The sequence below is a fragment of the Leclercia sp. J807 genome, assembly GCF_009734465.1.
Lineage (GTDB): Bacteria > Pseudomonadota > Gammaproteobacteria > Enterobacterales > Enterobacteriaceae > Enterobacter.
The window spans coordinates 255,926-277,859 of the sequence record NZ_CP046446.1; the positions used below are offsets into that span (position 1 = coordinate 255,926).

Sequence of the window (21,934 nt, forward strand, 5' to 3'; positions counted from 1 at the left end):
TTTTGTCAGTAGTTTGGTGCGCCCCTACGGGCGCACTTTTTTTGTGATTTACACCGCTGTTGCATCTCTGTTGCGATAATGTTCGCTAACTCACGTTTGCCCGCCCGCATTGCGCGTTTCTGCGATACAATAGCTTTACGTTATGTATCGGAGAGTCTGGCATGTCACACCCCGCGCTAACGCAACTGCGTGCGCTGCGCTATTTTGACGAAATCCCTGCCCTGGAACCGGAGCAGCTCGACTGGCTGCTGCTGGAAGATTCCATGACTAAACGTTTTGAGCAGCAGGGCAAAAAGGTCACCGTCACCCTCATTCAGGAGGGGTTTGTCACGCCTGACGCAATAGCGGATGAACTGCCGCTGCTGCCGAAAGAGGCGCGCTACTGGCTGCGGGAGATCCTGCTCTGCGCCGACGGCGAGCCGTGGCTGGCCGGGCGCACGGTGGTGCCAGAATCCACCCTTACCGGGCCGGAGATGGCGCTGCAGCAGATGGGCAAAACCCCACTGGGGCGCTATCTGTTCACCTCCTCCGAGCTGACCCGCGATTTTATTGAAATTGGACGCGATGCCGGATTATGGGGACGCCGTTCCCGCTTGCGCTTGAGCGGCAAACCCTTACTGCTGACCGAGCTGTTTTTACCGGCGTCACCGTTGTACTAAGAGGAAGAGAAAATGGAGAGGAGTCTGACGCAGAACAAGCTGCTGGCGTACCACCGGCTGATGCGAACGGATAAGCCGATCGGTGCGCTACTGCTGCTGTGGCCGACCCTGTGGGCGCTGTGGGTTGCTACCCCCGGGCTGCCGCCGCTGTGGATCCTGGCGGTATTTGTGGCAGGTGTCTGGCTGATGCGAGCCGCGGGCTGTGTGGTTAACGATTATGCCGATCGCAAATTTGACGGCCACGTGAAACGCACCGCGAATCGTCCGCTGCCGAGCGGCGATGTCACGGAGAAAGAGGCGCGGACGCTGTTTGTGGTGCTGATCCTGCTCTCGTTCCTGCTGGTGTTGACTCTCAACACCATGACCATCCTGCTCTCCGTGGCAGCGCTGGCCCTGGCCTGGGTCTACCCGTTTATGAAGCGCTACACCCATCTGCCGCAGGTGGTACTGGGCGCCGCGTTTGGCTGGTCGATCCCCATGGCCTTTGCCGCCGTCAGCGAAAGCGTGCCGCTGAGCTGCTGGCTGATGTTCCTGGCCAATATCCTCTGGGCGGTGGCCTACGATACCCAGTACGCGATGGTTGACCGCGACGATGATCTGAAGATTGGCATTAAATCGACGGCCATTCTGTTTGGTCGTCAGGACAAGCTGATCATTGGGATTTTGCAGATCGCGGTGCTGGCGCTGATGGTGGCAATTGGTTACCTGAACCAGCTGAACGGTGCATTTTACGGGGCAGTCGCGGCGGCGGGTGTGCTCTTTATCTACCAGCAAAAGCTCATTGCCAACCGTGAGCGCGAGGCCTGTTTTAAAGCGTTTCTGAACAATAACTATGTTGGTCTGGTGTTGTTTGTCGGGTTAGCGATTAGCTATTGGGCATAAAAAAAGCCGGGTGGCGGCTTCGCCTTACCCGGCCTACGATTTGGCAGAACATGCAGGCCGGGTAAGCGTTAGCGCCACCCGGCTTTTTTACGCATTACTCGCCCTGCGTCGCGCTCTCAATCGTTAAGCGCACGTCAGAGGTGATCAGCTCTGCCAGCATCTGGTAAATCTTTATCGTCTCTTCCGGCTCGGCATCACCGCTGTCGCTGATATAACCCTCATCACGCAGCGTCAATACCAGCGAACTGAAGACCGCCTTGTCGAAGAACTCCGGCGCGTTGATGCCGTGCAGCATCGACAGACGCTGGGCCAGGGTACGGCTCTCTTTCTCCAGCGTACCGCGGTTGATCGACGGGTTGGCGCTCAGCAGCCAGAAGGTGATGGCGTAGCGCTGTACGGTCTCGCGCGCACCCGCCGCCAGCAGCTGTAGCGTGCGTGAGCGGGACGGGTTGATCACCAGAAGGTCATCTTTCTGCGTCATCAGCCCCTGGCGGACCAGCTCTTCAGTATGCTTATCCAGCACCTCTGCCAGCTCGTCGCTGTTCCAGCGCAGGAACAGCTCGGCTTTCAGCATCGGGTAGAGGGCAGTGACATGCTCCAGCAGCGCCTGACGGCTGATCTGGCGATGCTGGGTCACGATGGCGGCCATCAGTGACGGCAGCATCAGCATATGCGCGATGTTGTTGCGGTAGTAGGTCATCAGCACCGCCTGCTCGCGCGGTAGAATGATGATATCGCCAATTGTGTCTTTCTCGACCTCGAACTTATTCATCTGCAATGCGTGATCGATGAGCTCGCTGGCGCTGGCCGTCGGCACCGTAGCATCGGCGGCGTAGGGCACGTTGCGCATCAGGTTCAGATAGCAGTCGATCTGCTCGGTCAACTGCTCACGGGTGAGCGAGCGCTGGCGCGAGGCAAGCAGGGCGGTACAGCACAGGTTCATGGCGTTCGCCGCCCCGGCGTTGTTAATGCGCACCATCAGATCGGCAGCAATGGCGTTCACCGTCGGCGTCAGCCAGGCCGGACGCACCGCTTCGATCGGATCGATGGACTCACGCCACTCCGGTACACGGTGGTTGAGGTAGGTCATCAGCGGCATCGGCTCGCCGAAGTTAACATACCCCTGGCCGAGGTTGCGCAGCTTGCTCAGACCACGCAGCATCTGCAGCAGGCTCTCTTTCTCTTTGGTGGCGCCGCGCAGCTCTTTGGCGTAGGTCCCCACTTCCATCACGTGCTCGTAACCGATGTAGATCGGCACCAGGGTGATAGGACGCGTACCGCCGCGAAGCATCGCCTGGATGGTCATCGACAGGGTGCCGGTCTTCGGATCGAGAAGACGCCCGGTACGGGAACGGCCACCCTCCACAAAGTACTCGACGGAATAGCCGCGGCTGAACAGCTCGCCGAGGTATTCACGGAACACGGTGGAGTAGAGCTTGTTGCCTTTGAAGGTACGGCGAATAAAGAACGCACCCAGACGGCGGAAAATCGGGCCTGCCGGCCAGAAGTTGAGGTTAATGCCCGCCGCAATGTGCGGTGGCACCAGCCCCTGGTGATAGAGCACGTACGAGAGCAGCAGATAGTCCATGTGGCTACGGTGGCAGGGCACGTAGACAATTTCATGGCCGTCATGGGCCAGCTGGCGCACACGCTCGGCGTTGTGCACGTTAATTCCCTGATAGAGACGGTTCCAGGTGAAGCTCAGGATACGGTCGCTAAGGCGGATCATCTCGTAGGAGAAGTTGGCCGCAATCTCTTCCATCAGGGCGATGGCGTTTTGCTGCGCCTTCTCATGGGAGATCTTTTTGCTGCGCGCTTCGTCTTCGACGGCACGGGCAATGGCTTTCGACGCCAGCAGCTTATTGAACAGATCCTGGCGAGCAGGCAGGCGCGGGCCTACCGCAGCCAGACGCTGGCGGGCAAAGTGCATGCGCGCCACGCGGGCCAGCTTCTGGGCGATGGTTTTATCCGTGCCGTGCTCATCGGCCATGCGGCGCAGGGAGACGGACGGTGAAAAACGGACGAAGCTGTCGCGGCCCAGCCAGTTTACGGCAAAAAACTTCTGCACCCCGTTGAGCATGCGCAACGGCGGGTTCTCTTCGCCTTTATCGCGCCCCGGACGACGGCCAAACATCACCGATACCGGCACCATCTGCACATCCAGCAGCGGGTTGCTGCGGTGCAGGTCGAGGTAATCATGGAACAGCTTAATGGACTCTTCTTTCGGCGTGTACCAGGTGAATACGCGAGGTCCGCCGTGGATAAAGATGTAGCGTGGCAGTTGGGTGCCGTCGATCTCCAGCGGCTCCAGCGGATCCGGGAGATCGTGCGCCAGGCACTGGGCGCGCAGCGTCAGCAAGTCGGCCTTCGAGTTATAAGGCAAAACGTACATAATAGGACGCGAGGTATCGAGTCCCAATTCCAGCGTGGGAACCGCCGGAATAGACTTGCTTTTTACCAGGACGCTTAATGGTAAATTAAGTAATTTGTAGTAAATTCGTGGCCAGCCAGACATAAACGATGTAAAGCCTCTGGTTAAAAATGCAATTGCGGCGCAAGGATAACAGAAAGCGCGCAAAATTTCTGTTGTTACCCGTCATACTTCCGGCGGCAGCGCAGTGCGCTTAAGCCACCGTTTCTGACGCTATTTTCGAAGAAAGGTTTCTTTTAATGGCCAACAATACCACTGGGTTAACCCGAATCATTAAAGCTGCCGGCTATTCCTGGAAAGGCATTCGTGCTGCCTGGATCAATGAAGCCGCTTTTCGCCAGGAGGGGGTAGCAGTCATCGCGGCGATTATTATTGCCTGCTGGCTGGATGTTGATCCCATCACCCGTGTACTCCTGATTGGATCGGTAATGTTGGTGATGATAGTCGAAATTCTGAACAGTGCGATCGAGGCGGTGGTCGACCGCATTGGTAGCGACTTCCATGAGCTTTCGGGCCGGGCAAAAGATATGGGCTCTGCCGCTGTGCTGATGGCGATTATCGTTGCCCTGTTTACCTGGGTCACGCTGCTTTGGGGACATTTGCGATAAGCCTTCAGAAACCGAACAAGTCTCTGGTTTTTTATGCGGTTTGTGGTTCCAAAATCGCCTTTAGCTGTATATACTCACAGCATAACTGTATATACACCCAGGGGGCGGAATGAAAGCGTTAACGACCAGGCAGCAAGAGGTGTTTGATCTCATTCGGGATCATATCGGCCAGACGGGTATGCCGCCGACGCGTGCAGAAATCGCGCAGCGTCTGGGCTTCCGTTCTCCAAACGCCGCTGAAGAGCACCTTAAAGCCCTGGCGCGTAAGGGTGTGCTTGAGATTGTCTCCGGCGCGTCTCGTGGTATTCGTCTGCTGGTTGAAGCAGAAGAGGGCCTTCCGCTTGTCGGTCGTGTTGCCGCCGGGGAACCGCTGCTGGCGCAACAGCATATTGAAGGCCACTATCAGGTCGATCCGGGCATGTTCAAACCGAGTGCGGATTTCTTGCTGCGCGTCAGCGGGATGTCCATGAAGGATATCGGCATTCTCGACGGCGATCTGCTGGCGGTACATAAAACGCAGGATGTGCGCAACGGCCAGGTCGTTGTGGCGCGAATAGATGACGAAGTGACCGTTAAACGCCTGAAGAAACAGGGCAATACGGTACAGCTGCTGCCGGAAAACAGCGAGTTTTCCCCGATTGTTGTCGATCTGCGTGAACATAACTTTTCCATCGAAGGGCTGGCGGTAGGCGTCATCCGCAACGGTGAATGGTTATAACCTCTTTCTGACAGACTGCGGCAACGCCGCAGTCTGCTTTTCTTTTTTCTCCCGGTCATACACATGTCTCTGCTGACTGCTTCAGACAAGGCGTTGTGGCGTCTTGCCCTCCCGATGATCGTCTCCAATATCAGCGTCCCGCTACTGGGGCTGGTGGATACCGCCGTTATCGGCCATCTCGACTCTCCGGTCTATCTGGGCGGTGTCGCCATCGGCGCCACGGCAACCAGTTTCCTGTTTATGCTGCTGCTCTTTTTGCGTATGAGCACCACCGGTCTCACCGCTCAAGCCTATGGTGCGAAAGATCCGCTGCGTCTGGCCCGGGCGCTGGTGCAGCCGCTGATCCTCGCGCTCGGCGCCGGGTTACTGATTGTGCTGCTGCGCACACCGCTTATCGATCTGGCGCTGCATATCGTGGGCGGCAGCGAGGATGTCCTGCATCAGGCGCGGCGCTTCCTCGAGATCCGCTGGCTTAGCGCCCCGGCATCGCTGGCTAACCTGGTGCTGCTCGGCTGGCTGCTGGGGGTGCAGTATGCCCGGGCACCGGTGATCCTGCTGGTGGTGGGTAACTTGCTCAATATCGTGCTGGATCTGTGGCTGGTAATCGGGCTGAAAATGAACGTGCAGGGGGCCGCTCTCGCGACCGCTGTCGCCGAATACGCCACCCTGTTGCTTGGCTTGTGGATGGTCTGGCGGGTGCTGGCTCTGCGCGGCATTTCCCTGGCGCTGCTGAAAGCGAGCTGGCGGGGCAATATCCGCAAGCTGCTGGCCCTGAACCGGGACATTATGCTGCGCTCGCTGCTGCTGCAACTCTGTTTCGGCGCGCTGACGGTGCTGGGCGCGCGTTTGGGGCCCGAGATTATCGCGGTTAACGCCGTGCTGATGACGCTACTCACCTTTACCGCCTACGCGCTGGATGGGTTTGCCTACGCGGTTGAGGCGCACTCCGGGCAGGCCTATGGCGCCCGGGAAAGCGGCCAGCTGCGTGAAGTATGGCGGGCAGCCTGCCGTCAGTCTGGCATGGTGGCGCTGGCCTTCGCGCTTGTCTATGCCCTGGCGGGCAACCCGATCGTGGCGCTGCTGACTTCGCTGCCAGAGCTGCGCGCGCTGGCGAGCCATTATCTTGTCTGGCAGGTGATTTTGCCGGTGGTGGGGGTCTGGTGCTATTTGCTCGACGGCATGTTTATCGGCGCAACCCGTGGCGCAGAGATGCGCAACAGTATGGCCGTCGCGGCCGCCGGGTTTGGTCTGACGCTGTTCACCTTGCCCTGGCTGGGGAATCATGGCCTGTGGCTGGCCCTGAGCGTGTTCCTGGCCCTGCGGGGGCTCTCTCTGGGCTGGATCTGGCACCGGCATTGGCGCAACGGCACCTGGTTTCAATAACGGCTTCACCTCACTGAATGGTAAAAGATTCCGAATAACAAACCCAACGCCGCACGCTTATCTATAATTATTATCACGTCCAGCACGAAATCTATTTCAGGACGAACTTATCCTTAACGACCGAGCGAAGAGGAATCGATGATGAATAAAGACCAAGTCGGCGGTAACTGGAAGCAGATCAAAGGTAAAGTAAAAGAACAGTGGGGCGACCTGACTGACGATGACATGACCGTTATCGAAGGTAAACGTGACCAGCTGGTGGGGAAAATTCAGGAACGCTATGGTTATGAGAAAGACCAGGCGGAGAAAGAAGTTGGTGACTGGGAAACCCGTAACAACTATCGCTGGTAATTCAGCGCTACCCGCAGGTACACGGATGTACGCCCAGGGCGACCCTCAGGTCGCCCCTTTTTTTGTGCTCAGCGCGGCTTCTTTTTCAGCTGGATAGAGTGGTCATGCTGGCAATTTTCCTGATGGCGGCAGGCCTCGACTTCCACGCAGTTGCGGCACAGGCCGTGCGCTTCAATCACATTGTGACGCAGGGCAAATCCCATTTTCGCCGCCAGAGTATGCATGATGTCTTCTACCCCTTCCGCGCCTTCTTCCTTCACGCTGCCGCAGCGATCGCAGATAAACATCGCTGAGGTATGGGTAGGCTGATCGAACAGGTGGCACAGCACATAGCTGTTGGTCGATTCCACTTTATGCACAAAACCCTGCTCAAGCAGAAAATCGAGCGCCCGGTATACGGTAGGGGGCTTCGCCTGCGGCTCGCTTTCGCGCAGCAGATCGAGCAGGTCGTAAGCGCTGATGGCCCCATTTTGCAGGCTCAGCAGGCGCAACACTTCAAGGCGCTGCGGAGTCAGGCGCACATTGCGTTGCGCACAGAGCTTTTCGGCTTGCGCTAACAGTGCCTGCATTGTGGTCGTTTCCATTTTGCACCTCGAATAACGTGGAATAACAAACCGCCAGTTTACCATGTTCTGGCCTAAACGCCGAGATCCAGCAGGTGTGCTACCCTGACGAAAAACCACGGGGGAGCAAAAGATGAAAAGACCGGACTGTATTCGACACTGGCGTGAGGTAGAAGGCGCCGACGACTCTACCTATCCCGACAGCACAGAGCGTTTCTCTATTGGCGCACCTCTGGCTCGTGCGCTTGGTTTAGGCCGCCTCGGTATTCACCATGAACGCCTGCCGCCTGGGCGTCGTACCTCTTATCCACATGCCGAAAGCGATGAAGAGGAATTTATCTATGTGCTGGAGGGCTATCCCGAAGCCTGGATCAACGGGTATTTATGGAAGCTGGAGCCGGGAGACAGCGTAGGATTTCCGGCCGGGACGGGGGTTTGCCACACCTTTATTAATAACACCACTGAAGAGGTGCGGTTATTAGTGGTGGGTGAAGCGAATAAAAAACATAACCGAATTTATTATCCGCTAAATGCAGTATATGCCGCCACCCGTGAAGATCGCTGGATCGATCACCCGCCACAATTTTTTGGTCCGCATGATGGAAAACCCGGGCGAAAATAAATTCTTGTTCTATACCTATTTAAAGCAATAAGGAAATCAATAGCTTATCTAATACTAAAGTTTAAGACATATTTAGCTTCTAATACTTTTTTCACGGAGGACGTATTTCCCTGCGCGGCGTATAGCCGCCGGGGTTAATTTACCCAAAATAAGTCAGGTGTCCTGTGAAAATAAAACTCAAACTTTCTGTGGCTGGAATTGCCACCGGTATTCTTTTGTCTCATCAGGCTGGAGCCGCAAATACCTGGACGGAAGCACGCGGAGATGCAATGGGCGGAACAGGCGTTGCATCGGCCCATTATGGCAGCGGGGTATTCATTAACCCGGCGCTGTTGGCAAAATCAAAAGAAGAGGATGATGTCGCCATCATTTTCCCCTCCGTGGGAGCGCAAATTAGCGATAAAGACAATTTGCAGGATAAGATCGATGAAATCAGCGATGAGATCACCGACGATCGGCAGATGATCGACGATCTGACCGTGGCGCAGATCGCCGCCGATCCGCAAGGCACGCTCAGTGAGCTGCAGAGAGCCGCCGGCAACCTTGCCGATCAGCTGGAATTTCTTGATGGCAAAACGGCGCATGCCAACGCCGGCGGTGGGATAGCCGTGAGCATCCCGGGTTCCGGCTTGTCGCTGGCGTTTGTCGCCAAAGCTAATGCTCATGCCCGCGTCAGCTCAGAAATCGATCCTCAGGACATCGATTTTTTACGCCGATTGCAGGGTAGCCCAGGAATGACCAACCAGATGGCGCTGAGCGCGGCGCGCAACGGCTGCGACGTGATTACCCGCAATCTTAACTCTGTTGCCATGGGCAGAGGGGCTATCGTCTCCGACTATGGCTTGGCGATTGCCCGTCAGTTTACGGTAAGCGACCTGCCGGTTTCGGTGGGCGTCACGCCGAAATTACAGCAAACCTGGCTCTATAACTACACCACCTCCATTTATACCTACGACAGCGGCGACTTTAACAGCAGCCGCTACCGTAACGACGATACCAGTTTTAACGTTGATGTCGGCGTCGCGGTGGACTTTGGTGAGAACTGGACGGTGGGCTTGAGCGGGCAGAACCTCTTATCACGTGATATTGATACCAACGACATCCGCATTCTCAACGGGCGTACCGGGCAAGTGGTGAGCTATCAGGACACATACCAGATCCGCCCGCTGGTCACGGCAGGTGTGGCCTGGCATACCGGCCTGCTTACCCTCAGCGCCGATGGCGATCTGACCGAAACCCGCGGCTTTAAGAGCGAAGAAGACGCGCAGTATGTCGGCGTGGGGGCAGAAGTGACCCCGCTGAGCTGGCTGGCGGTGCGCGCAGGCTTTCGCGGTGACGTGAGGGGCAACGACAGCAATGTCTTCACGGGCGGGTTAGGCTTTGCGCCGTTTAATATCGTGCGTATCGATTTGACCGGTATTTACGGGGAAGATGAAACCTGGGGGGCCGGGGCCCAGTTGAGCCTGACCTTCTGAAGGCATCCGGAGGCGCTCGGCCTCCGGCGAATATGTGCTATAGTAGCGCCCCATTTTCACCAGATGCTTAAAACTTCGCCATGTCGTCAGAAAACTCGTCCCGTTATCCTGCCCACCGTTTTTCCATCGCGCCGATGCTCGACTGGACAGACAGACATTGCCGCTACTTCCTGCGTCTGCTGTCGCGCCACACCCTGCTCTATACCGAGATGGTGACCACCGGGGCGATCATTCACGGCAAGGGTGACTATCTCGCCTACAGCGAAGAGGAGCATCCGGTGGCGTTGCAGCTGGGCGGCAGCGATCCGGCGGCGCTGGCGCACTGCGCCAAGCTGGCTGAGGCGCGTGGCTACGACGAGATTAACCTCAACGTCGGCTGTCCTTCCGATCGCGTGCAGAACGGCATGTTTGGCGCCTGCCTGATGGGTAATGCGCAGCTAGTGGCCGACTGCGTGAAAGCGATGCGCGATGTGGTCTCCATTCCGGTGACGGTAAAAACCCGCATCGGCATTGACGATCAGGATAGCTACGAATTTCTCTGTGATTTCATCGGTACGGTGTCCGGTAAGGGGGAGTGCGAGATGTTTATCATCCATGCCCGCAAAGCCTGGCTCTCTGGCCTGAGCCCGAAAGAGAACCGTGAGATCCCGCCGCTGGATTACCCGCGCGTGTATCAGCTGAAGCGCGATTTTCCGCAGCTGACCATGTCCATTAACGGCGGCATTAAGTCCCTTGAAGAGGCGAAAGGGCATCTGCAGCATATGGACGGCGTTATGGTGGGCCGTGAGGCGTACCAGAACCCTGGCGTGCTGGCGGCCGTAGATCGCGAAATCTTTGGTGTGGACGTTGCCGATCGTGACCCGGTGGCGGTGGTGCGGGCGATGTACCCTTACATTGAGCGCGAGCTGAGCAACGGCACCTATCTGGGCCATATCACCCGTCATATGCTGGGGCTGTTCCAGGGTATCCCGGGGGCGCGGCAGTGGCGTCGTTACCTGAGTGAAAACGCCCATAAAGCGGGTGCCGATATCGAGGTGCTGGAGCAGGCGCTGCGTCTGGTGGCAGACAAACGATAATTTTCACCAAAACTTCGTCAAATTCACCACGCCCGGCACCGCATTGCCGGGCGTTTTGTTTCAATATCAATAGGTTATTTTTGGCACGGATCTTGTAAATATCACATCAGCGTATCGTTGTGATGCATTTGGGAGAGAGCCATGCTGGAACTACTTTTTGTGATTGGATTTTTTGTCATGCTGTTGGCAACCGGCGTCTCGTTGCTGGGGATCATCGCCGCACTGGTGGTTGCGACAGTCGTGATGTTTATCGGGGGACTGTTTGCCCTGATGTTGAAACTGTTGCCGTGGTTGCTGTTAGCCGTGGCGGTGGTGTGGGCAATTCGGGCGATTAAATCGCCAAAACTCCCACGCTATCAGCGCAATAACCGTTTTCGTTACTAAGGTATTGAGCGGTTCGTCACATCCTTGCAACTTTTACGGCATCATCACTTAGAACAGAATAGGATTTAGTTATCGAATCTGTCACTATGACCGCCGTTAAAGAATTCATCGCGCTGTACCCTACATACAGCCGAACTAAAAAAAAGCAAAGAAAGAAAAGGGCTTCCCACGGGAAGCCCAATTTTTTATCAAGGGATAAGCAAACTCGACCCCTGCGTCGCCCGACTTTCCAGCACTTCATGCGCGCGTTGCGCATCACTCAGCGGATACTTCTGCGCCTCGGCTACATCCACCTTAATCACGCCGCTGGCAATCAACGAGAACAGCTCGTTGCTGGCCTCGACCAGTTCGTCATGGTTGGTGATATAGCCCTGCAGCGAAGGACGGGTGGCAAACAGCGACCCTTTCTGGTTAAGAATGCCGAGGTTAACGCCGGTCACCGGGCCGGAAGCATTGCCGAAGCTAACCATCAAACCGCGACGTTGCAGGCAGTCCAGCGAGGCTTCCCAGGTATCTTTCCCCACCGAGTCATACACTACACGCACCTTTTTGCCGCCGGTGATCTCTTTCACCCGCTCAACAATGCTCTCTTCACGGTAGTTAATCACCTGCCAGGCACCCGCCTGCAGCGCGCGCTGCGCCTTTTGCGCATTACCCACCGTGCCGATGAGTTTAGCCCCCAGCGCTTTTGCCCACTGGCAGGCGATCAGGCCCACACCGCCGGCGGCAGCGTGAAACAGAAACTGTTCGTCAGGTTTGATTTCGTAGGTTTTGCGCAACAGGTAGAAGACCGTCAGCCCCTTCAGGAAGGAGGCGGCTGCCTGCTCATAGGAGATGGCGCCGGGCAGAATCGCTGCTTTATCTGCCGGGACGTTGTGGACCGAGCTGTAGGCCCCGAGAGCCGATTGCGCATACACCACGCGATCGCCCTCTTTAATATGTTTTACCGCACTACCGACTTTCACCACCACGCCCGCCGCCTCGGTACCCAGACCGCTCGGCAGAGCAGGGGGCGGATAGAGCCCGCTGCGGATGTAGGTGTCGATGTAGTTAATACCAATGGCTTTGTTTTCGACCTGGACTTCGTTCTCCCCAGGCGCGGTGGGAGTGAACTCTACCGCCCTGAGAACGTCCGGGCCGCCGTGTTTATGAAATTCAATACGCGTTGCCATGCTCCCTCCATTAGAATTAGAAAATATGGTAATCTTTCGACCCACTCTCTATCTCGGTAACTCCATTCACTATGGCAGGAAACAAACCCTTCAACAAACAGACTGAACCCCGGGAACGCGATCCCCAGTTAGCCGGATTAAAGGTTCCGCCTCACTCGATCGAAGCGGAACAGTCGGTGTTGGGCGGTTTAATGCTGGATAACGAACGCTGGGACGACGTCGCCGAACGCGTGGTCACTGACGATTTCTACACCCGACCGCACCGCCATATCTTTACCGAAATGGCGCGGTTGCAGGAGTCCGGCAGCCCTATCGACCTGATCACGCTCGCGGAATCGCTGGAGCGTCAGGGGCAGCTGGAGTCGGTAGGCGGCTTCGCTTATCTGGCTGAACTGTCGAAAAACACCCCAAGTGCGGCGAACATCAGCGCCTATGCTGACATCGTGCGTGAACGTGCGGTGGTACGCGACATGATTTCCGTTGCCAATGAAATCGCCGAAGCCGGTTTCGATCCGCAGGGGCGTAACAGCGATGAACTGCTCGACCTGGCCGAATCCCGGGTATTTAAAATCGCCGAAAGCCGGGCCAATAAAGACGAAGGGCCGAAGAACATCGCCGACGTGCTGGACGCCACCGTCTCGCGTATTGAGCAGCTGTTCCAGCAGCCGCACGACGGGGTTACGGGCGTTAATACAGGCTATGACGATCTGAATAAAAAGACCGCCGGTTTGCAGCCGTCGGATCTGATTATCGTCGCCGCCCGTCCGTCGATGGGTAAGACGACATTTGCGATGAACCTCGTCGAAAACGCGGCGATGTTGCAGGATAAACCGGTTTTAATCTTCAGTCTGGAGATGCCCTCCGAGCAGATCATGATGCGTTCTCTGGCCTCGCTGTCCCGCGTGGACCAGACCCGTATTCGTACCGGGCAGCTGGACGATGAGGACTGGGCGCGGATCTCCGGCACCATGGGCATCCTGCTGGAAAAACGTAATATCTATATTGATGACTCTTCCGGTCTGACGCCAACGGAAGTGCGCTCCCGCGCGCGCCGTATCGCCCGCGAGCACGGCGGCATTGGTCTGATCATGATCGACTACCTCCAGCTGATGCGCGTCCCGTCGCTCTCTGATAACCGAACGCTTGAGATCGCCGAAATCTCCCGCTCGCTGAAAGCGCTGGCGAAAGAGTTGCAGGTGCCAGTGGTTGCGCTGTCGCAGCTTAACCGCTCCCTGGAGCAGCGTGCCGACAAACGTCCGGTTAACTCCGACCTGCGTGAATCCGGCTCTATCGAGCAGGATGCCGACTTAATCATGTTCATCTATCGTGACGAGGTTTATCACGAGAACAGCGACCTGAAAGGGATCGCGGAAATTATTATCGGTAAGCAACGTAACGGCCCCATCGGTACGGTGCGGCTTACCTTTAACGGCCAGTGGTCGCGTTTCGACAACTATGCTGGCCCGCAATACGATGACGAATAACTCTCCGACCTTCTTTTAACAAGGATTTGCAATGCAAGCGGCAACAGTAGTCATTAACCGCCGCGCTCTGCGACACAACCTGCAACGCCTGCGTGAACTGGCGCCCGCCAGCAAGCTCGTTGCAGTCGTGAAAGCGAACGCTTACGGACACGGTCTCATTGAGACCGCGCGAACGCTCCCTGATGCCGACGCCTTTGGCGTCGCCCGTCTCGAAGAAGCCCTGCGCCTGCGCGAAGGGGGGATCACCCAGCCGATTCTGCTGCTCGAAGGCTTCTTTAACGCCGCCGATCTCCCGACTATCGCCACGCAACGGCTGCATACCGCCGTACACAATCTGGAGCAGCTCGAAGCACTGGAAAATACGGTGCTCAGCGAGCCCGTCACCGTGTGGATGAAGCTCGACACTGGCATGCACCGTCTGGGCGTGCGCCCGGAGCAGGCGGAGGCGTTTTACCAGCGCTTAAGCCGGTGCAGGAATGTACGTCAGCCAGTCAATATCGTCAGCCATTTTGCCCGCGCCGATGAACCGGACTGTGGCGCCACCGAGCAGCAGCTCGATATCTTTAACACCTTCTGCGAAGGCAAGCCGGGCATGCGCTCGATTGCGGCATCCGGCGGTATTTTGCTCTGGCCGCAGTCCCATTTTGACTGGGCGCGTCCAGGCATAATCCTGTACGGCGTCTCGCCGCTGGAGGGTAAGCCCTGGGGACCGGACCTCGGTTTTCAGCCGGTAATGTCACTCACCTCCAGCCTAATTGCGGTGCGCGAGCACAAAGCCGGGGAGCCGGTCGGCTACGGCGGGACCTGGATCAGCGAGCGCGACACCCGTTTAGGCGTGGTGGCGATGGGCTACGGCGACGGCTATCCGCGCGCGGCGCCATCCGGGACGCCAGTGCTGGTGAATGGCCGGGAAGTGACCATTGTTGGCCGCGTGGCGATGGATATGATCTGCGTCGACCTTGGGCCAGAGGCCGAGGAGAAAGCAGGTGATCCGGTGACGCTGTGGGGCGAAGGTTTGCCCGTTGAGCGAATCGCGGAAATCACAAAAGTAAGTGCTTACGAACTTATCACGCGGCTGACGTCGCGCCTGGCGATGAGGTATCTCGATTGATATTAACTTTCCCTCTCCCTGGAGGGATGAGATATCCGCACGGCCGTTTCCCTCTCAGAAAGGGCTGGGGTAAGGGGGAACATACGACTGAAGTGGTTGTTCCGTTCACCTTACGTTCGCTGCTTCTCTGTAAACCACGTCACCCGTGAACGTGCTAAGGGGGCTCGCCGCCGCCCCCTTAGCAATCCCGGCTCCCGGCAAAGAAAATCGCCGCTTCGCGGTGCCCTCAGCTTATTCCTTCAGGCTTTCGGGTCGGGCACCAGCCTGCATCCCTGCAGGCTATGCCCTCTCGGCGCGTCCCTGCGCCTCGCCCCGGCCTTCCGGAAACGCTTCGGCGATTTTCAGCCGGACCAGGGAGCCGCTGTAAGTTATTTATCTCCTTAGGATTCCGGCATGGCTTTAAGGGCAATAAAATTACTGGTGATTCCAGGGCCCTGCAGGACCAAGGTGAGGAGAAACAGGCCGCGCCGCAGGTTCTGTCGCCCACACCCCATCTTCATTAACATCCTCTCGATCTTCTGCCACTTCCGGTTTATTGTTGAATTCCCTGCCTCATTATTATCCGGAGAACCATCGCGTGTTCCAGAAAGTCGACGCCTATGCTGGCGACCCCATCCTCTCCTTAATGGAGCGTTTCAAAGACGATCCGCGTGGCGATAAAGTTAACCTCAGTATCGGTCTTTACTACAACGAAGCGGGCATCATCCCGCAGCTGCAGGCCGTTGCCAAAGCCGAAGCGTGTCTCAATGCTACACCGCACGGCGCGTCGCTCTATCTGCCGATGGAAGGGCTTAACAGCTACCGTCACACCATCGCCCCGCTGCTGTTTGGCGCAGACCATCCGGTGCTGACGGAGAAGCGTGTCGCAACCATCCAGACGCTGGGCGGCTCCGGCGCGCTGAAGGTCGGCGCCGACTTCCTGCACAAATATTTCCCCGAATCCGGTGTCTGGGTGAGCGACCCGACCTGGGAAAACCACGTCGCCATCTTTGAAGGCGCGGGTTTTACGGTGAATACCTATCCGTGGTTCGACGACCAGACTAACGGCGTACGCGTTGGCGCCTTGCTGGAAAAACTGAGTACCCTGCCGGAACGCAGCATCGTGCTGCTGCATCCGTGCTGCCATAACCCGACCGGTGCCGATCTGACGAATGCGCAGTGGGATGCAGTTATCGAGGTGCTGAAGGCCCGCAACCTAATCCCGTTCCTCGACATCGCCTACCAGGGCTTTGGCGCCGGGATGGAAGAGGATGCCTACGCCATCCGCGCTATCGCCAGCGCAGGCCTGCCGGCGCTGGTCAGCAACTCCTTCTCCAAAATCTTCTCGCTGTATGGCGAGCGTGTCGGCGGCCTGTCGGTGGTCTGCGAAGATCAGGACGCTGCCGGACGCGTGCTGGGTCAGCTGAAAGCCACTGTGCGTCGTATCTACTCCAGCCCGCCAAACTTCGGTGCGCAGGTGGTGGCAACTGTGCTGGGTGATGACGAACTCAAAGCCGAGTGGCTGGCAGAAGTGGAAGCGATGCGCACCCGCATTCTCGCCATGCGTCAGACGCTGGTGGATGTGCTGAAGGATGCCGTTCCGGGGCACAACTTCGACTATCTGCTACAGCAGCGCGGCATGTTCAGCTATACCGGCTTCAGCGCACAGCAGGTAGACCGCCTGCGCGACGAGTTCGGCGTCTATCTGATTGCCAGCGGACGCATGTGCGTTGCAGGCCTGAATAGCGGCAACGTTCAGCGCGTAGCGAAGGCCTTCGCTGCTGTCATGTAAGCACTTACTCACGGCCTCCTTCTTTTGGCGAAGGGGGCCGTAAAGAGATAATCCCTCACTGGCTCCTGGCGCAGACAGGAACACTTTTTAAGCAGATTTACCCGCTGCGGGTTTTACCTTTCGTCGTATTGCTGCACACTTAGAGGGATCAACCTGTAAAACGGAGCAGCACATGTGGTATCAGCAAACCCTGACCCTGCGCGCCAGGTCTCGCGGTTTTCACCTGGTGACAGACGAGGTCATCGGTCAGATTCGCGATCTTCCCCGCATCAACGTGGGTTTACTTCATCTGTTGCTGCAACACACGTCAGCCTCTCTCACTCTTAATGAAAACTGCGATCCCACCGTCCGTTCCGATATGGAGCAGCATTTTCTCAAATCCATTCCCGACAGTGCCCGCTGGGAACATGATGACGAGGGGCCAGACGACATGCCTTCCCATATTAAATCCTCCACGCTAGGCGTCTCTTTGCTGCTGCCGGTCAATCACGGCCGCGTACAGCTGGGCACCTGGCAGGGGATCTGGCTGGGAGAACATCGTATCCACGGCGGTTCGCGCAAAATCATCGCCACGCTACAAGGGGAATAAAGATGACAATTTCGGAGATACTTCAGTACTGCATGAATAAGCCGGGTGCGGAGCAAAGTGTGCACAGCGACTGGAAGGCAACTCAAATCAAAGTCGCCGACGTGCTGTTTGCGATGGTGAAAGATGTGGAGGGGCGTCCGGCGGCCTCGTTAAAAACCAGCCCTGAACTGGCGGAACTGTTGCGCCAGCAGCACAACGACGTGCGTCCCAGCAAGCACCTGAATAAAGCGCACTGGAGTACGGTCTATCTGGACGGGTCGATTCCGGATTCGCAGATTTATTATCTGGTGGATGCCTCTTACAAGCAGGCGGTGGAACTGCTGCCGGAGATGACCCGGCAGCAGCTGTCAGTGTAACTACTTCAGAAGTGGTTTAAGGAAGCGGGCGGTGTGCGAGGCTTCGCACTCCGCGACGGTTTCCGGGGTGCCGGAAACCAGTATTTCACCGCCGCCGCTGCCGCCTTCCGGACCGAGATCGACAATCCAGTCCGCGGTTTTAATCACGTCCAGGTTGTGCTCAATCACCACGATGGTGTTGCCCTGATCTCTGAGCTGGTGCAGCACGTCGAGAAGCTGCTGGATATCGGCAAAGTGCAGACCAGTGGTCGGCTCATCCAGAATGTACAGCGTCTGCCCGGTGCCGCGTTTGGAGAGCTCACGCGCCAGCTTCACGCGCTGCGCCTCCCCGCCCGAGAGGGTGGTAGCCGACTGGCCCAGACGAATGTAGGTCAGACCGACATCCATCAGGGTCTGGAGCTTACGCGCCAGCGCCGGAACGGCATCAAAGAACTCGCGCGCCTCTTCGATGGTCATATCCAGCACTTCGTGGATGGTCTTGCCTTTATATTTGATCTCCAGCGTTTCGCGGTTATAGCGCTTGCCTTTGCACTGATCGCACGGCACGTAGATATCCGGCAGGAAGTGCATCTCAACCTTGATCACACCATCGCCCTGACAGGCTTCGCAGCGCCCGCCGCGCACGTTAAAGCTGAAGCGGCCCGGCGTGTAGCCGCGTGAGCGCGATTCCGGCACGCCGGCAAAGAGTTCACGTACCGGCGTGAAGACACCGGTATAGGTCGCCGGGTTAGAGCGCGGAGTACGACCAATCGGGCTCTGGTCGATATCGATTACCTTGTCGAAGTGCTCCAGACCGTGGATCTCGCGATACGGCGCCGGTTCAGCCAGCGTCGCCCCGTTCAACTGGGTCTGGGCAATCGGGAACAGCGTGTCGTTAATCAGCGTCGATTTACCGGAACCCGACACCCCGGTAATGCAGGTGAACAGGCCGACCGGCAGGGTGAGCGTCACGTCTTTCAGGTTGTTGCCGCGGGCGCCAGTGAGTTTCAGCACTTTTTCCGGGTTGGCAGGCACGCGCTGTTTCGGCACCTCAATCTTGCGTTGACCGCTCATGTACTGGCCGGTCAGGGACTCCGGCACCGCCATGATGGCGTCCAGCGGCCCTTCCGCCACTACCTGGCCGCCGTGGACACCCGCACCCGGCCCGATGTCGATCACATGGTCGGCGGCGCGGATGGCATCTTCATCGTGCTCAACCACAATCACCGTGTTACCGAGGTTACGTAGGTGGATCAGGGTCCCAAGCAGACGCTCGTTGTCACGCTGATGCAGGCCAATGGACGGTTCATCCAGCACGTACATGACACCCACTAAGCCAGCACCAATCTGGCTCGCCAGACGGATACGCTGGGCCTCGCCGCCGGAGAGCGTCTCTGCGGAGCGGGAAAGTGTCAGGTAGTTCAGGCCAACGTTCACCAGGAATTTCAGACGATCGCCAATCTCTTTCAGCACTTTTTCGGCGATTTTCGCCCGCTGGCCAGAGAGCTTCAGGTTGGTGAAGAAGTCCATCGCATGACCGATGCTCATGTCTGAGATAGCTGGCAGCGGCGTGTTTTCCACATATACGTGGCGCGCTTCACGACGCAGACGGGTACCGTCACAGGTGGCGCAGGAGCGGTTGCTGATGAACTTCGCCAGCTCTTCACGCACGGCGCTGGACTCGGTCTCTTTGTAGCGGCGCTCCATATTGTGCAGCACGCCTTCAAAAGGATGGCGACGCACCGAGGTATCGCCGCGATCGTTCATGTATTTGAACTCGATGTTCTCTTTGCCGGAACCGAACAGGATCATTTTGTGCACGGTTGGGCTCAGGCTGCCCCACGGCGCTTCAACGTCAAATTTATAGTGCTCTGCCAGCGACTTCAGCATCTGGAAATAGTAGAAGTTACGCTTATCCCAGCCGCGGATGGCACCGCCCGCCAGCGACAGTTCCGGGTTCTGGATCACCCGGTCGGGATCGAAGTACTGCTGTACGCCCAGGCCATCACAGGTCGGGCAGGCGCCCGCCGGGTTGTTGAACGAGAACAGGCGCGGTTCCAGCTCGCGCATGCTGTAGCCGCACACCGGGCAGGCGAAGTTGGCGGAGAAGAGCAGCTCCTCCGCTTTCGGGTCGTCCATATCGGCAACCACCGCCGTACCGCCGGAGAGATCCAGCGCGGTCTCGAACGACTCCGCCAGGCGCTGGGTCATGTCGTCACGCACCTTAAAGCGGTCGATCACCACCTCAATGGTGTGTTTCTTTTGCAGCTCCAGCTTCGGTGGATCGGAGAGATCGCACACTTCCCCGTCGATACGGGCGCGGATATAGCCCTGGCTTGCCAGGTTTTCCAGCGTTTTGGTGTGCTCGCCCTTACGCTCTTTAATGATTGGCGCCAGCAGCATCAGGCGTCTGCCTTCCGGCTGCGCCAGCACGTTGTCCACCATCTGGCTGACGGTCTGGGCCGCCAGCGGGACATCGTGGTCCGGGCAGCGCGGCTCGCCTACGCGGGCATAGAGCAGACGCAGGTAGTCATGGATTTCGGTGATGGTCCCGACGGTGGAGCGCGGGTTGTGGGAGGTCGACTTCTGCTCAATGGAGATGGCAGGCGACAACCCTTCGATATGGTCGACGTCCGGTTTTTCCATCAGCGACAGGAACTGACGCGCATAAGCAGAGAGCGACTCAACGTAACGACGCTGTCCTTCGGCATAGAGGGTGTCGAAAGCCAGAGAGGATTTGCCTGAGCCTGAAAGCCCGGTGACGACAATCAGCTTGTCGCGAGGGATGACGAGGTTGATATTCTTGAGATTGTGGGTGCGGGCGCCCCGAACTTCGATCTTATCCATTCACCTTTCCCGGTAGGTAGATACACGGAATGCCTGGTTTGTTTGAAGGACAACCGGCATAAACGATTAATTATGACACAAATTGACCTGTCTGGATATACAGTATTGAGATGCAAATTCAGATTCGTTGTGCAAAAATAGACCACGAAAAGAGTTGGGTGGAATCCGCCTCGCAGCTATGAACATGCGGCATGGAAATGGTACACTCGCGCGTTTACACTATTTAGAAATTGTTTTCAGGAGACACGATCATGGCCAGCAGAGGCGTAAACAAGGTGATTCTCGTCGGTAATCTGGGCCAGGACCCGGAAGTACGCTATATGCCGAGTGGTGGTGCAGTGGCCAACATTACGCTGGCTACCTCCGAATCCTGGCGTGATAAAGCGACCGGTGAGATGAAAGAGCAGACCGAATGGCACCGCGTCGTGCTGTTTGGCAAACTGGCTGAGGTGGCCGGTGAGTATCTGCGTAAAGGTTCTCAGGTCTATATTGAAGGCCAGCTGCGTACCCGCAAATGGACCGATCAATCCGGTCAGGAAAAATACACCACTGAAGTGGTGGTGAACGTTGGCGGCACCATGCAGATGCTGGGCGGTCGTCAGGGCGGCGGCGCGCCAGCAGGTGGCGGCCAGCAGCAGGGCGGTTGGGGTCAGCCTCAGCAGCCGCAGGGCGGCAACCAGTTCAGCGGCGGCGCGCAGTCCCGTCCGCAGCAGCCGTCTGCGCCAGCGCAGTCCAACGAACCGCCAATGGATTTCGACGACGACATCCCGTTCTGATAGCCAGAACCTGCGATTCGCAAAAACAAAAAAACCCAGACGCATGTCTGGGTTTTTTTGTATTCAGCCTTTATGCCCGCGGGCATCAGGTGTACATCATCGGCCAGTCCGGCGGCGTATGGCTCATTGCCTCAACCATGATCGTTTTAACGTTATTCCAGACCGCGGCCATATCCAGCAGGGTGATGCCCAACAGGCCGGTGGCAAACCAGCAGGCCGCCGCCAGTCCCAGACAGGTGCTGATCACCGCCAGCACCGCGTAATCCGATTTCTTAAACTGTATATTCAGCGTACTGGCCAGAAACATCAGCACCGCGCTCAACAACTCCCAGCGTGCAAAGACAACACCGGTGGTAATAGCTGCCATAAGACCGATCCTCAAAGATAACCGCCGCCGGGTGTAGCGCGACGTTGCCCGGACGTGGCAAACTGGCTACCGGCAAGCTCAGACTGACAAAATGAAACGATGTTTTTTGTTACATCAGATGTGTGAACTATATCACACTTGTTCTTTTATTCGCCAGTGGGCAAATGCATGAAAATGGCGTTTTTTAACCCGGCTTTTGTTGTATAAATAGCCCGAAGAAATATTTCTTTAGTCTGCTAAGTGCCCGTTTGCGACAACTTTATTGAAAATTCATTGGGATAAGAAAACATGTACAGGCAGCATGTCGATGTACAATATTTACAGCCTCAG

21 protein-coding genes are annotated in these 21,934 nt (G+C 57.2%); 16 read left to right on the forward strand and 5 right to left on the reverse strand.

The annotated features are described in order from the left end of the window. Positions 1 to 161: 161 nt before the first annotated feature. Both ubiC and ubiA read left to right on the forward strand, forming a co-directional pair. The gene (ubiC, locus tag GNG26_RS01190) at positions 162 to 659 is read left to right on the forward strand and encodes a chorismate lyase (protein WP_114316159.1); all 498 of its coding nucleotides are present in this window, start codon (positions 162 to 164) and stop codon (positions 657 to 659) included. A 12-nt stretch (positions 660 to 671) separates the two neighbouring features. Then, the gene (ubiA, locus tag GNG26_RS01195) at positions 672 to 1,541 is read left to right on the forward strand and encodes a 4-hydroxybenzoate octaprenyltransferase (RefSeq protein ID WP_156237512.1); all 870 of its coding nucleotides are present in this window, start codon (positions 672 to 674) and stop codon (positions 1,539 to 1,541) included. A gap of 94 nt (positions 1,542 to 1,635) precedes the next feature. Here ubiA and plsB read toward each other — a convergent pair whose 3' ends face one another. Beyond that, complete coding sequence (gene plsB, locus GNG26_RS01200) at positions 1,636 to 4,056, reverse strand: glycerol-3-phosphate 1-O-acyltransferase PlsB (protein ID WP_156237513.1); 2,421 nt, start codon at positions 4,054 to 4,056, stop codon at positions 1,636 to 1,638. Positions 4,057 to 4,211: 155 nt separating this feature from the next. Between plsB and GNG26_RS01205 the strand changes: the two genes are divergently transcribed. The 4 genes from GNG26_RS01205 to GNG26_RS01220 all read left to right on the forward strand — a co-directional run bounded on the left by GNG26_RS01205 (position 4,212) and on the right by GNG26_RS01220 (position 7,032). Continuing rightward, entirely contained in the window at positions 4,212 to 4,580 is a 369-nt protein-coding gene (locus tag GNG26_RS01205; protein WP_103177843.1) for a diacylglycerol kinase, read from the forward strand. 109 nt (positions 4,581 to 4,689) lie between these two features. Beyond that, a complete protein-coding gene (gene lexA / locus GNG26_RS01210; RefSeq protein ID WP_103825393.1) occupies positions 4,690 to 5,298 on the forward strand; it encodes a transcriptional repressor LexA in 609 nt (202 codons plus the stop codon). A gap of 63 nt (positions 5,299 to 5,361) precedes the next feature. Beyond that, complete coding sequence (gene dinF, locus GNG26_RS01215) at positions 5,362 to 6,681, forward strand: MATE family efflux transporter DinF (RefSeq protein WP_103825394.1); 1,320 nt, start codon at positions 5,362 to 5,364, stop codon at positions 6,679 to 6,681. 141 nt (positions 6,682 to 6,822) lie between these two features. After that, a complete protein-coding gene (locus tag GNG26_RS01220) occupies positions 6,823 to 7,032 on the forward strand; it encodes a CsbD family protein (protein WP_103177846.1) in 210 nt (69 codons plus the stop codon). A gap of 68 nt (positions 7,033 to 7,100) precedes the next feature. On the opposite strand, the gene zur is transcribed toward GNG26_RS01220, so the two are convergent. Next, positions 7,101 to 7,616 (reverse strand): zinc uptake transcriptional repressor Zur, encoded by a 516-nt coding sequence (gene zur / locus GNG26_RS01225; protein WP_039031935.1) that lies wholly within the window; start codon positions 7,614 to 7,616, stop codon positions 7,101 to 7,103. 112 nt (positions 7,617 to 7,728) lie between these two features. Here zur and GNG26_RS01230 point away from each other — a divergent pair, with 112 nt between their 5' ends. From GNG26_RS01230 to pspG, 4 genes are all read left to right on the forward strand, one after another. Then, on the forward strand, positions 7,729 to 8,217 hold the full coding sequence (locus GNG26_RS01230) for a cupin domain-containing protein (protein WP_156237514.1): 489 nt from the start codon (positions 7,729 to 7,731) through the stop codon (positions 8,215 to 8,217). 164 nt (positions 8,218 to 8,381) lie between these two features. Continuing rightward, positions 8,382 to 9,692, forward strand: coding sequence for a conjugal transfer protein TraF (locus GNG26_RS01235; RefSeq protein WP_156237515.1), 1,311 nt, complete (start codon positions 8,382 to 8,384; stop codon positions 9,690 to 9,692). A gap of 80 nt (positions 9,693 to 9,772) precedes the next feature. Then, complete coding sequence (dusA, locus tag GNG26_RS01240; protein WP_156237516.1) at positions 9,773 to 10,768, forward strand: tRNA dihydrouridine(20/20a) synthase DusA; 996 nt, start codon at positions 9,773 to 9,775, stop codon at positions 10,766 to 10,768. A 141-nt stretch (positions 10,769 to 10,909) separates the two neighbouring features. Next, on the forward strand, positions 10,910 to 11,152 hold the full coding sequence (gene pspG / locus GNG26_RS01245) for an envelope stress response protein PspG (protein ID WP_039031939.1): 243 nt from the start codon (positions 10,910 to 10,912) through the stop codon (positions 11,150 to 11,152). A 188-nt stretch (positions 11,153 to 11,340) separates the two neighbouring features. On the opposite strand, the gene GNG26_RS01250 is transcribed toward pspG, so the two are convergent. After that, positions 11,341 to 12,324: a quinone oxidoreductase gene (locus GNG26_RS01250; RefSeq protein ID WP_103825397.1), complete on the reverse strand. Its 984-nt coding sequence runs from the start codon at positions 12,322 to 12,324 to the stop codon at positions 11,341 to 11,343. 71 nt (positions 12,325 to 12,395) lie between these two features. Here GNG26_RS01250 and dnaB point away from each other — a divergent pair, with 71 nt between their 5' ends. From dnaB to GNG26_RS01275, 5 genes are all read left to right on the forward strand, one after another. After that, the gene (gene dnaB / locus GNG26_RS01255; protein ID WP_103177851.1) at positions 12,396 to 13,808 is read left to right on the forward strand and encodes a replicative DNA helicase; all 1,413 of its coding nucleotides are present in this window, start codon (positions 12,396 to 12,398) and stop codon (positions 13,806 to 13,808) included. A 31-nt stretch (positions 13,809 to 13,839) separates the two neighbouring features. Continuing rightward, a complete protein-coding gene (gene alr, locus GNG26_RS01260) occupies positions 13,840 to 14,919 on the forward strand; it encodes an alanine racemase (RefSeq protein WP_156237517.1) in 1,080 nt (359 codons plus the stop codon). A 577-nt stretch (positions 14,920 to 15,496) separates the two neighbouring features. Further along, positions 15,497 to 16,690, forward strand: a complete 1,194-nt coding sequence (gene tyrB, locus GNG26_RS01265) for an aromatic amino acid transaminase (protein WP_156237518.1) — start codon at positions 15,497 to 15,499, stop codon at positions 16,688 to 16,690. A gap of 172 nt (positions 16,691 to 16,862) precedes the next feature. After that, on the forward strand, positions 16,863 to 17,279 hold the full coding sequence (locus GNG26_RS01270; protein WP_156237519.1) for a secondary thiamine-phosphate synthase enzyme YjbQ: 417 nt from the start codon (positions 16,863 to 16,865) through the stop codon (positions 17,277 to 17,279). A gap of 2 nt (positions 17,280 to 17,281) precedes the next feature. Then, complete coding sequence (locus tag GNG26_RS01275; protein ID WP_103825401.1) at positions 17,282 to 17,635, forward strand: MmcQ/YjbR family DNA-binding protein; 354 nt, start codon at positions 17,282 to 17,284, stop codon at positions 17,633 to 17,635. Here the strand turns inward: GNG26_RS01275 and uvrA are convergent, their stop codons facing one another. After that, positions 17,636 to 20,461 (reverse strand): excinuclease ABC subunit UvrA, encoded by a 2,826-nt coding sequence (gene uvrA / locus GNG26_RS01280; protein WP_156237520.1) that lies wholly within the window; start codon positions 20,459 to 20,461, stop codon positions 17,636 to 17,638. Positions 20,462 to 20,712: 251 nt separating this feature from the next. Here uvrA and ssb1 point away from each other — a divergent pair, with 251 nt between their 5' ends. Continuing rightward, complete coding sequence (gene ssb1 / locus GNG26_RS01285) at positions 20,713 to 21,237, forward strand: single-stranded DNA-binding protein SSB1 (RefSeq protein ID WP_114316148.1); 525 nt, start codon at positions 20,713 to 20,715, stop codon at positions 21,235 to 21,237. 85 nt (positions 21,238 to 21,322) lie between these two features. Here the strand turns inward: ssb1 and GNG26_RS01290 are convergent, their stop codons facing one another. Next, complete coding sequence (locus GNG26_RS01290; RefSeq protein WP_103825404.1) at positions 21,323 to 21,604, reverse strand: YjcB family protein; 282 nt, start codon at positions 21,602 to 21,604, stop codon at positions 21,323 to 21,325. Positions 21,605 to 21,934: the final 330 nt, after the last annotated feature.

Excerpts from the sequence above, each read along its gene's own strand:
- ubiC (WP_114316159.1), top strand. The coding sequence starts at position 162 with ATGTCACACCCCGCGCTAACGCAACTGCGTGCGCTGCGCTATTTTGAC.
- ubiA (WP_156237512.1), top strand. The coding sequence starts at position 672 with ATGGAGAGGAGTCTGACGCAGAACAAGCTGCTGGCGTACCACCGGCTG.
- plsB (WP_156237513.1), bottom strand. The coding sequence starts at position 4,056 with ATGTCTGGCTGGCCACGAATTTACTACAAATTACTTAATTTACCATTA.
- GNG26_RS01205 (WP_103177843.1), top strand. The coding sequence starts at position 4,212 with ATGGCCAACAATACCACTGGGTTAACCCGAATCATTAAAGCTGCCGGC.
- lexA (WP_103825393.1), top strand. The coding sequence starts at position 4,690 with ATGAAAGCGTTAACGACCAGGCAGCAAGAGGTGTTTGATCTCATTCGG.
- dinF (WP_103825394.1), top strand. The coding sequence starts at position 5,362 with ATGTCTCTGCTGACTGCTTCAGACAAGGCGTTGTGGCGTCTTGCCCTC.
- GNG26_RS01220 (WP_103177846.1), top strand. The coding sequence starts at position 6,823 with ATGAATAAAGACCAAGTCGGCGGTAACTGGAAGCAGATCAAAGGTAAA.
- zur (WP_039031935.1), bottom strand. The coding sequence starts at position 7,616 with ATGGAAACGACCACAATGCAGGCACTGTTAGCGCAAGCCGAAAAGCTC.
- GNG26_RS01230 (WP_156237514.1), top strand. The coding sequence starts at position 7,729 with ATGAAAAGACCGGACTGTATTCGACACTGGCGTGAGGTAGAAGGCGCC.
- dusA (WP_156237516.1), top strand. The coding sequence starts at position 9,773 with ATGTCGTCAGAAAACTCGTCCCGTTATCCTGCCCACCGTTTTTCCATC.
- pspG (WP_039031939.1), top strand. The coding sequence starts at position 10,910 with ATGCTGGAACTACTTTTTGTGATTGGATTTTTTGTCATGCTGTTGGCA.
- GNG26_RS01250 (WP_103825397.1), bottom strand. The coding sequence starts at position 12,324 with ATGGCAACGCGTATTGAATTTCATAAACACGGCGGCCCGGACGTTCTC.
- dnaB (WP_103177851.1), top strand. The coding sequence starts at position 12,396 with ATGGCAGGAAACAAACCCTTCAACAAACAGACTGAACCCCGGGAACGC.
- alr (WP_156237517.1), top strand. The coding sequence starts at position 13,840 with ATGCAAGCGGCAACAGTAGTCATTAACCGCCGCGCTCTGCGACACAAC.
- GNG26_RS01270 (WP_156237519.1), top strand. The coding sequence starts at position 16,863 with ATGTGGTATCAGCAAACCCTGACCCTGCGCGCCAGGTCTCGCGGTTTT.
- GNG26_RS01275 (WP_103825401.1), top strand. The coding sequence starts at position 17,282 with ATGACAATTTCGGAGATACTTCAGTACTGCATGAATAAGCCGGGTGCG.
- uvrA (WP_156237520.1), bottom strand. The coding sequence starts at position 20,461 with ATGGATAAGATCGAAGTTCGGGGCGCCCGCACCCACAATCTCAAGAAT.
- ssb1 (WP_114316148.1), top strand. The coding sequence starts at position 20,713 with ATGGCCAGCAGAGGCGTAAACAAGGTGATTCTCGTCGGTAATCTGGGC.
- GNG26_RS01290 (WP_103825404.1), bottom strand. The coding sequence starts at position 21,604 with ATGGCAGCTATTACCACCGGTGTTGTCTTTGCACGCTGGGAGTTGTTG.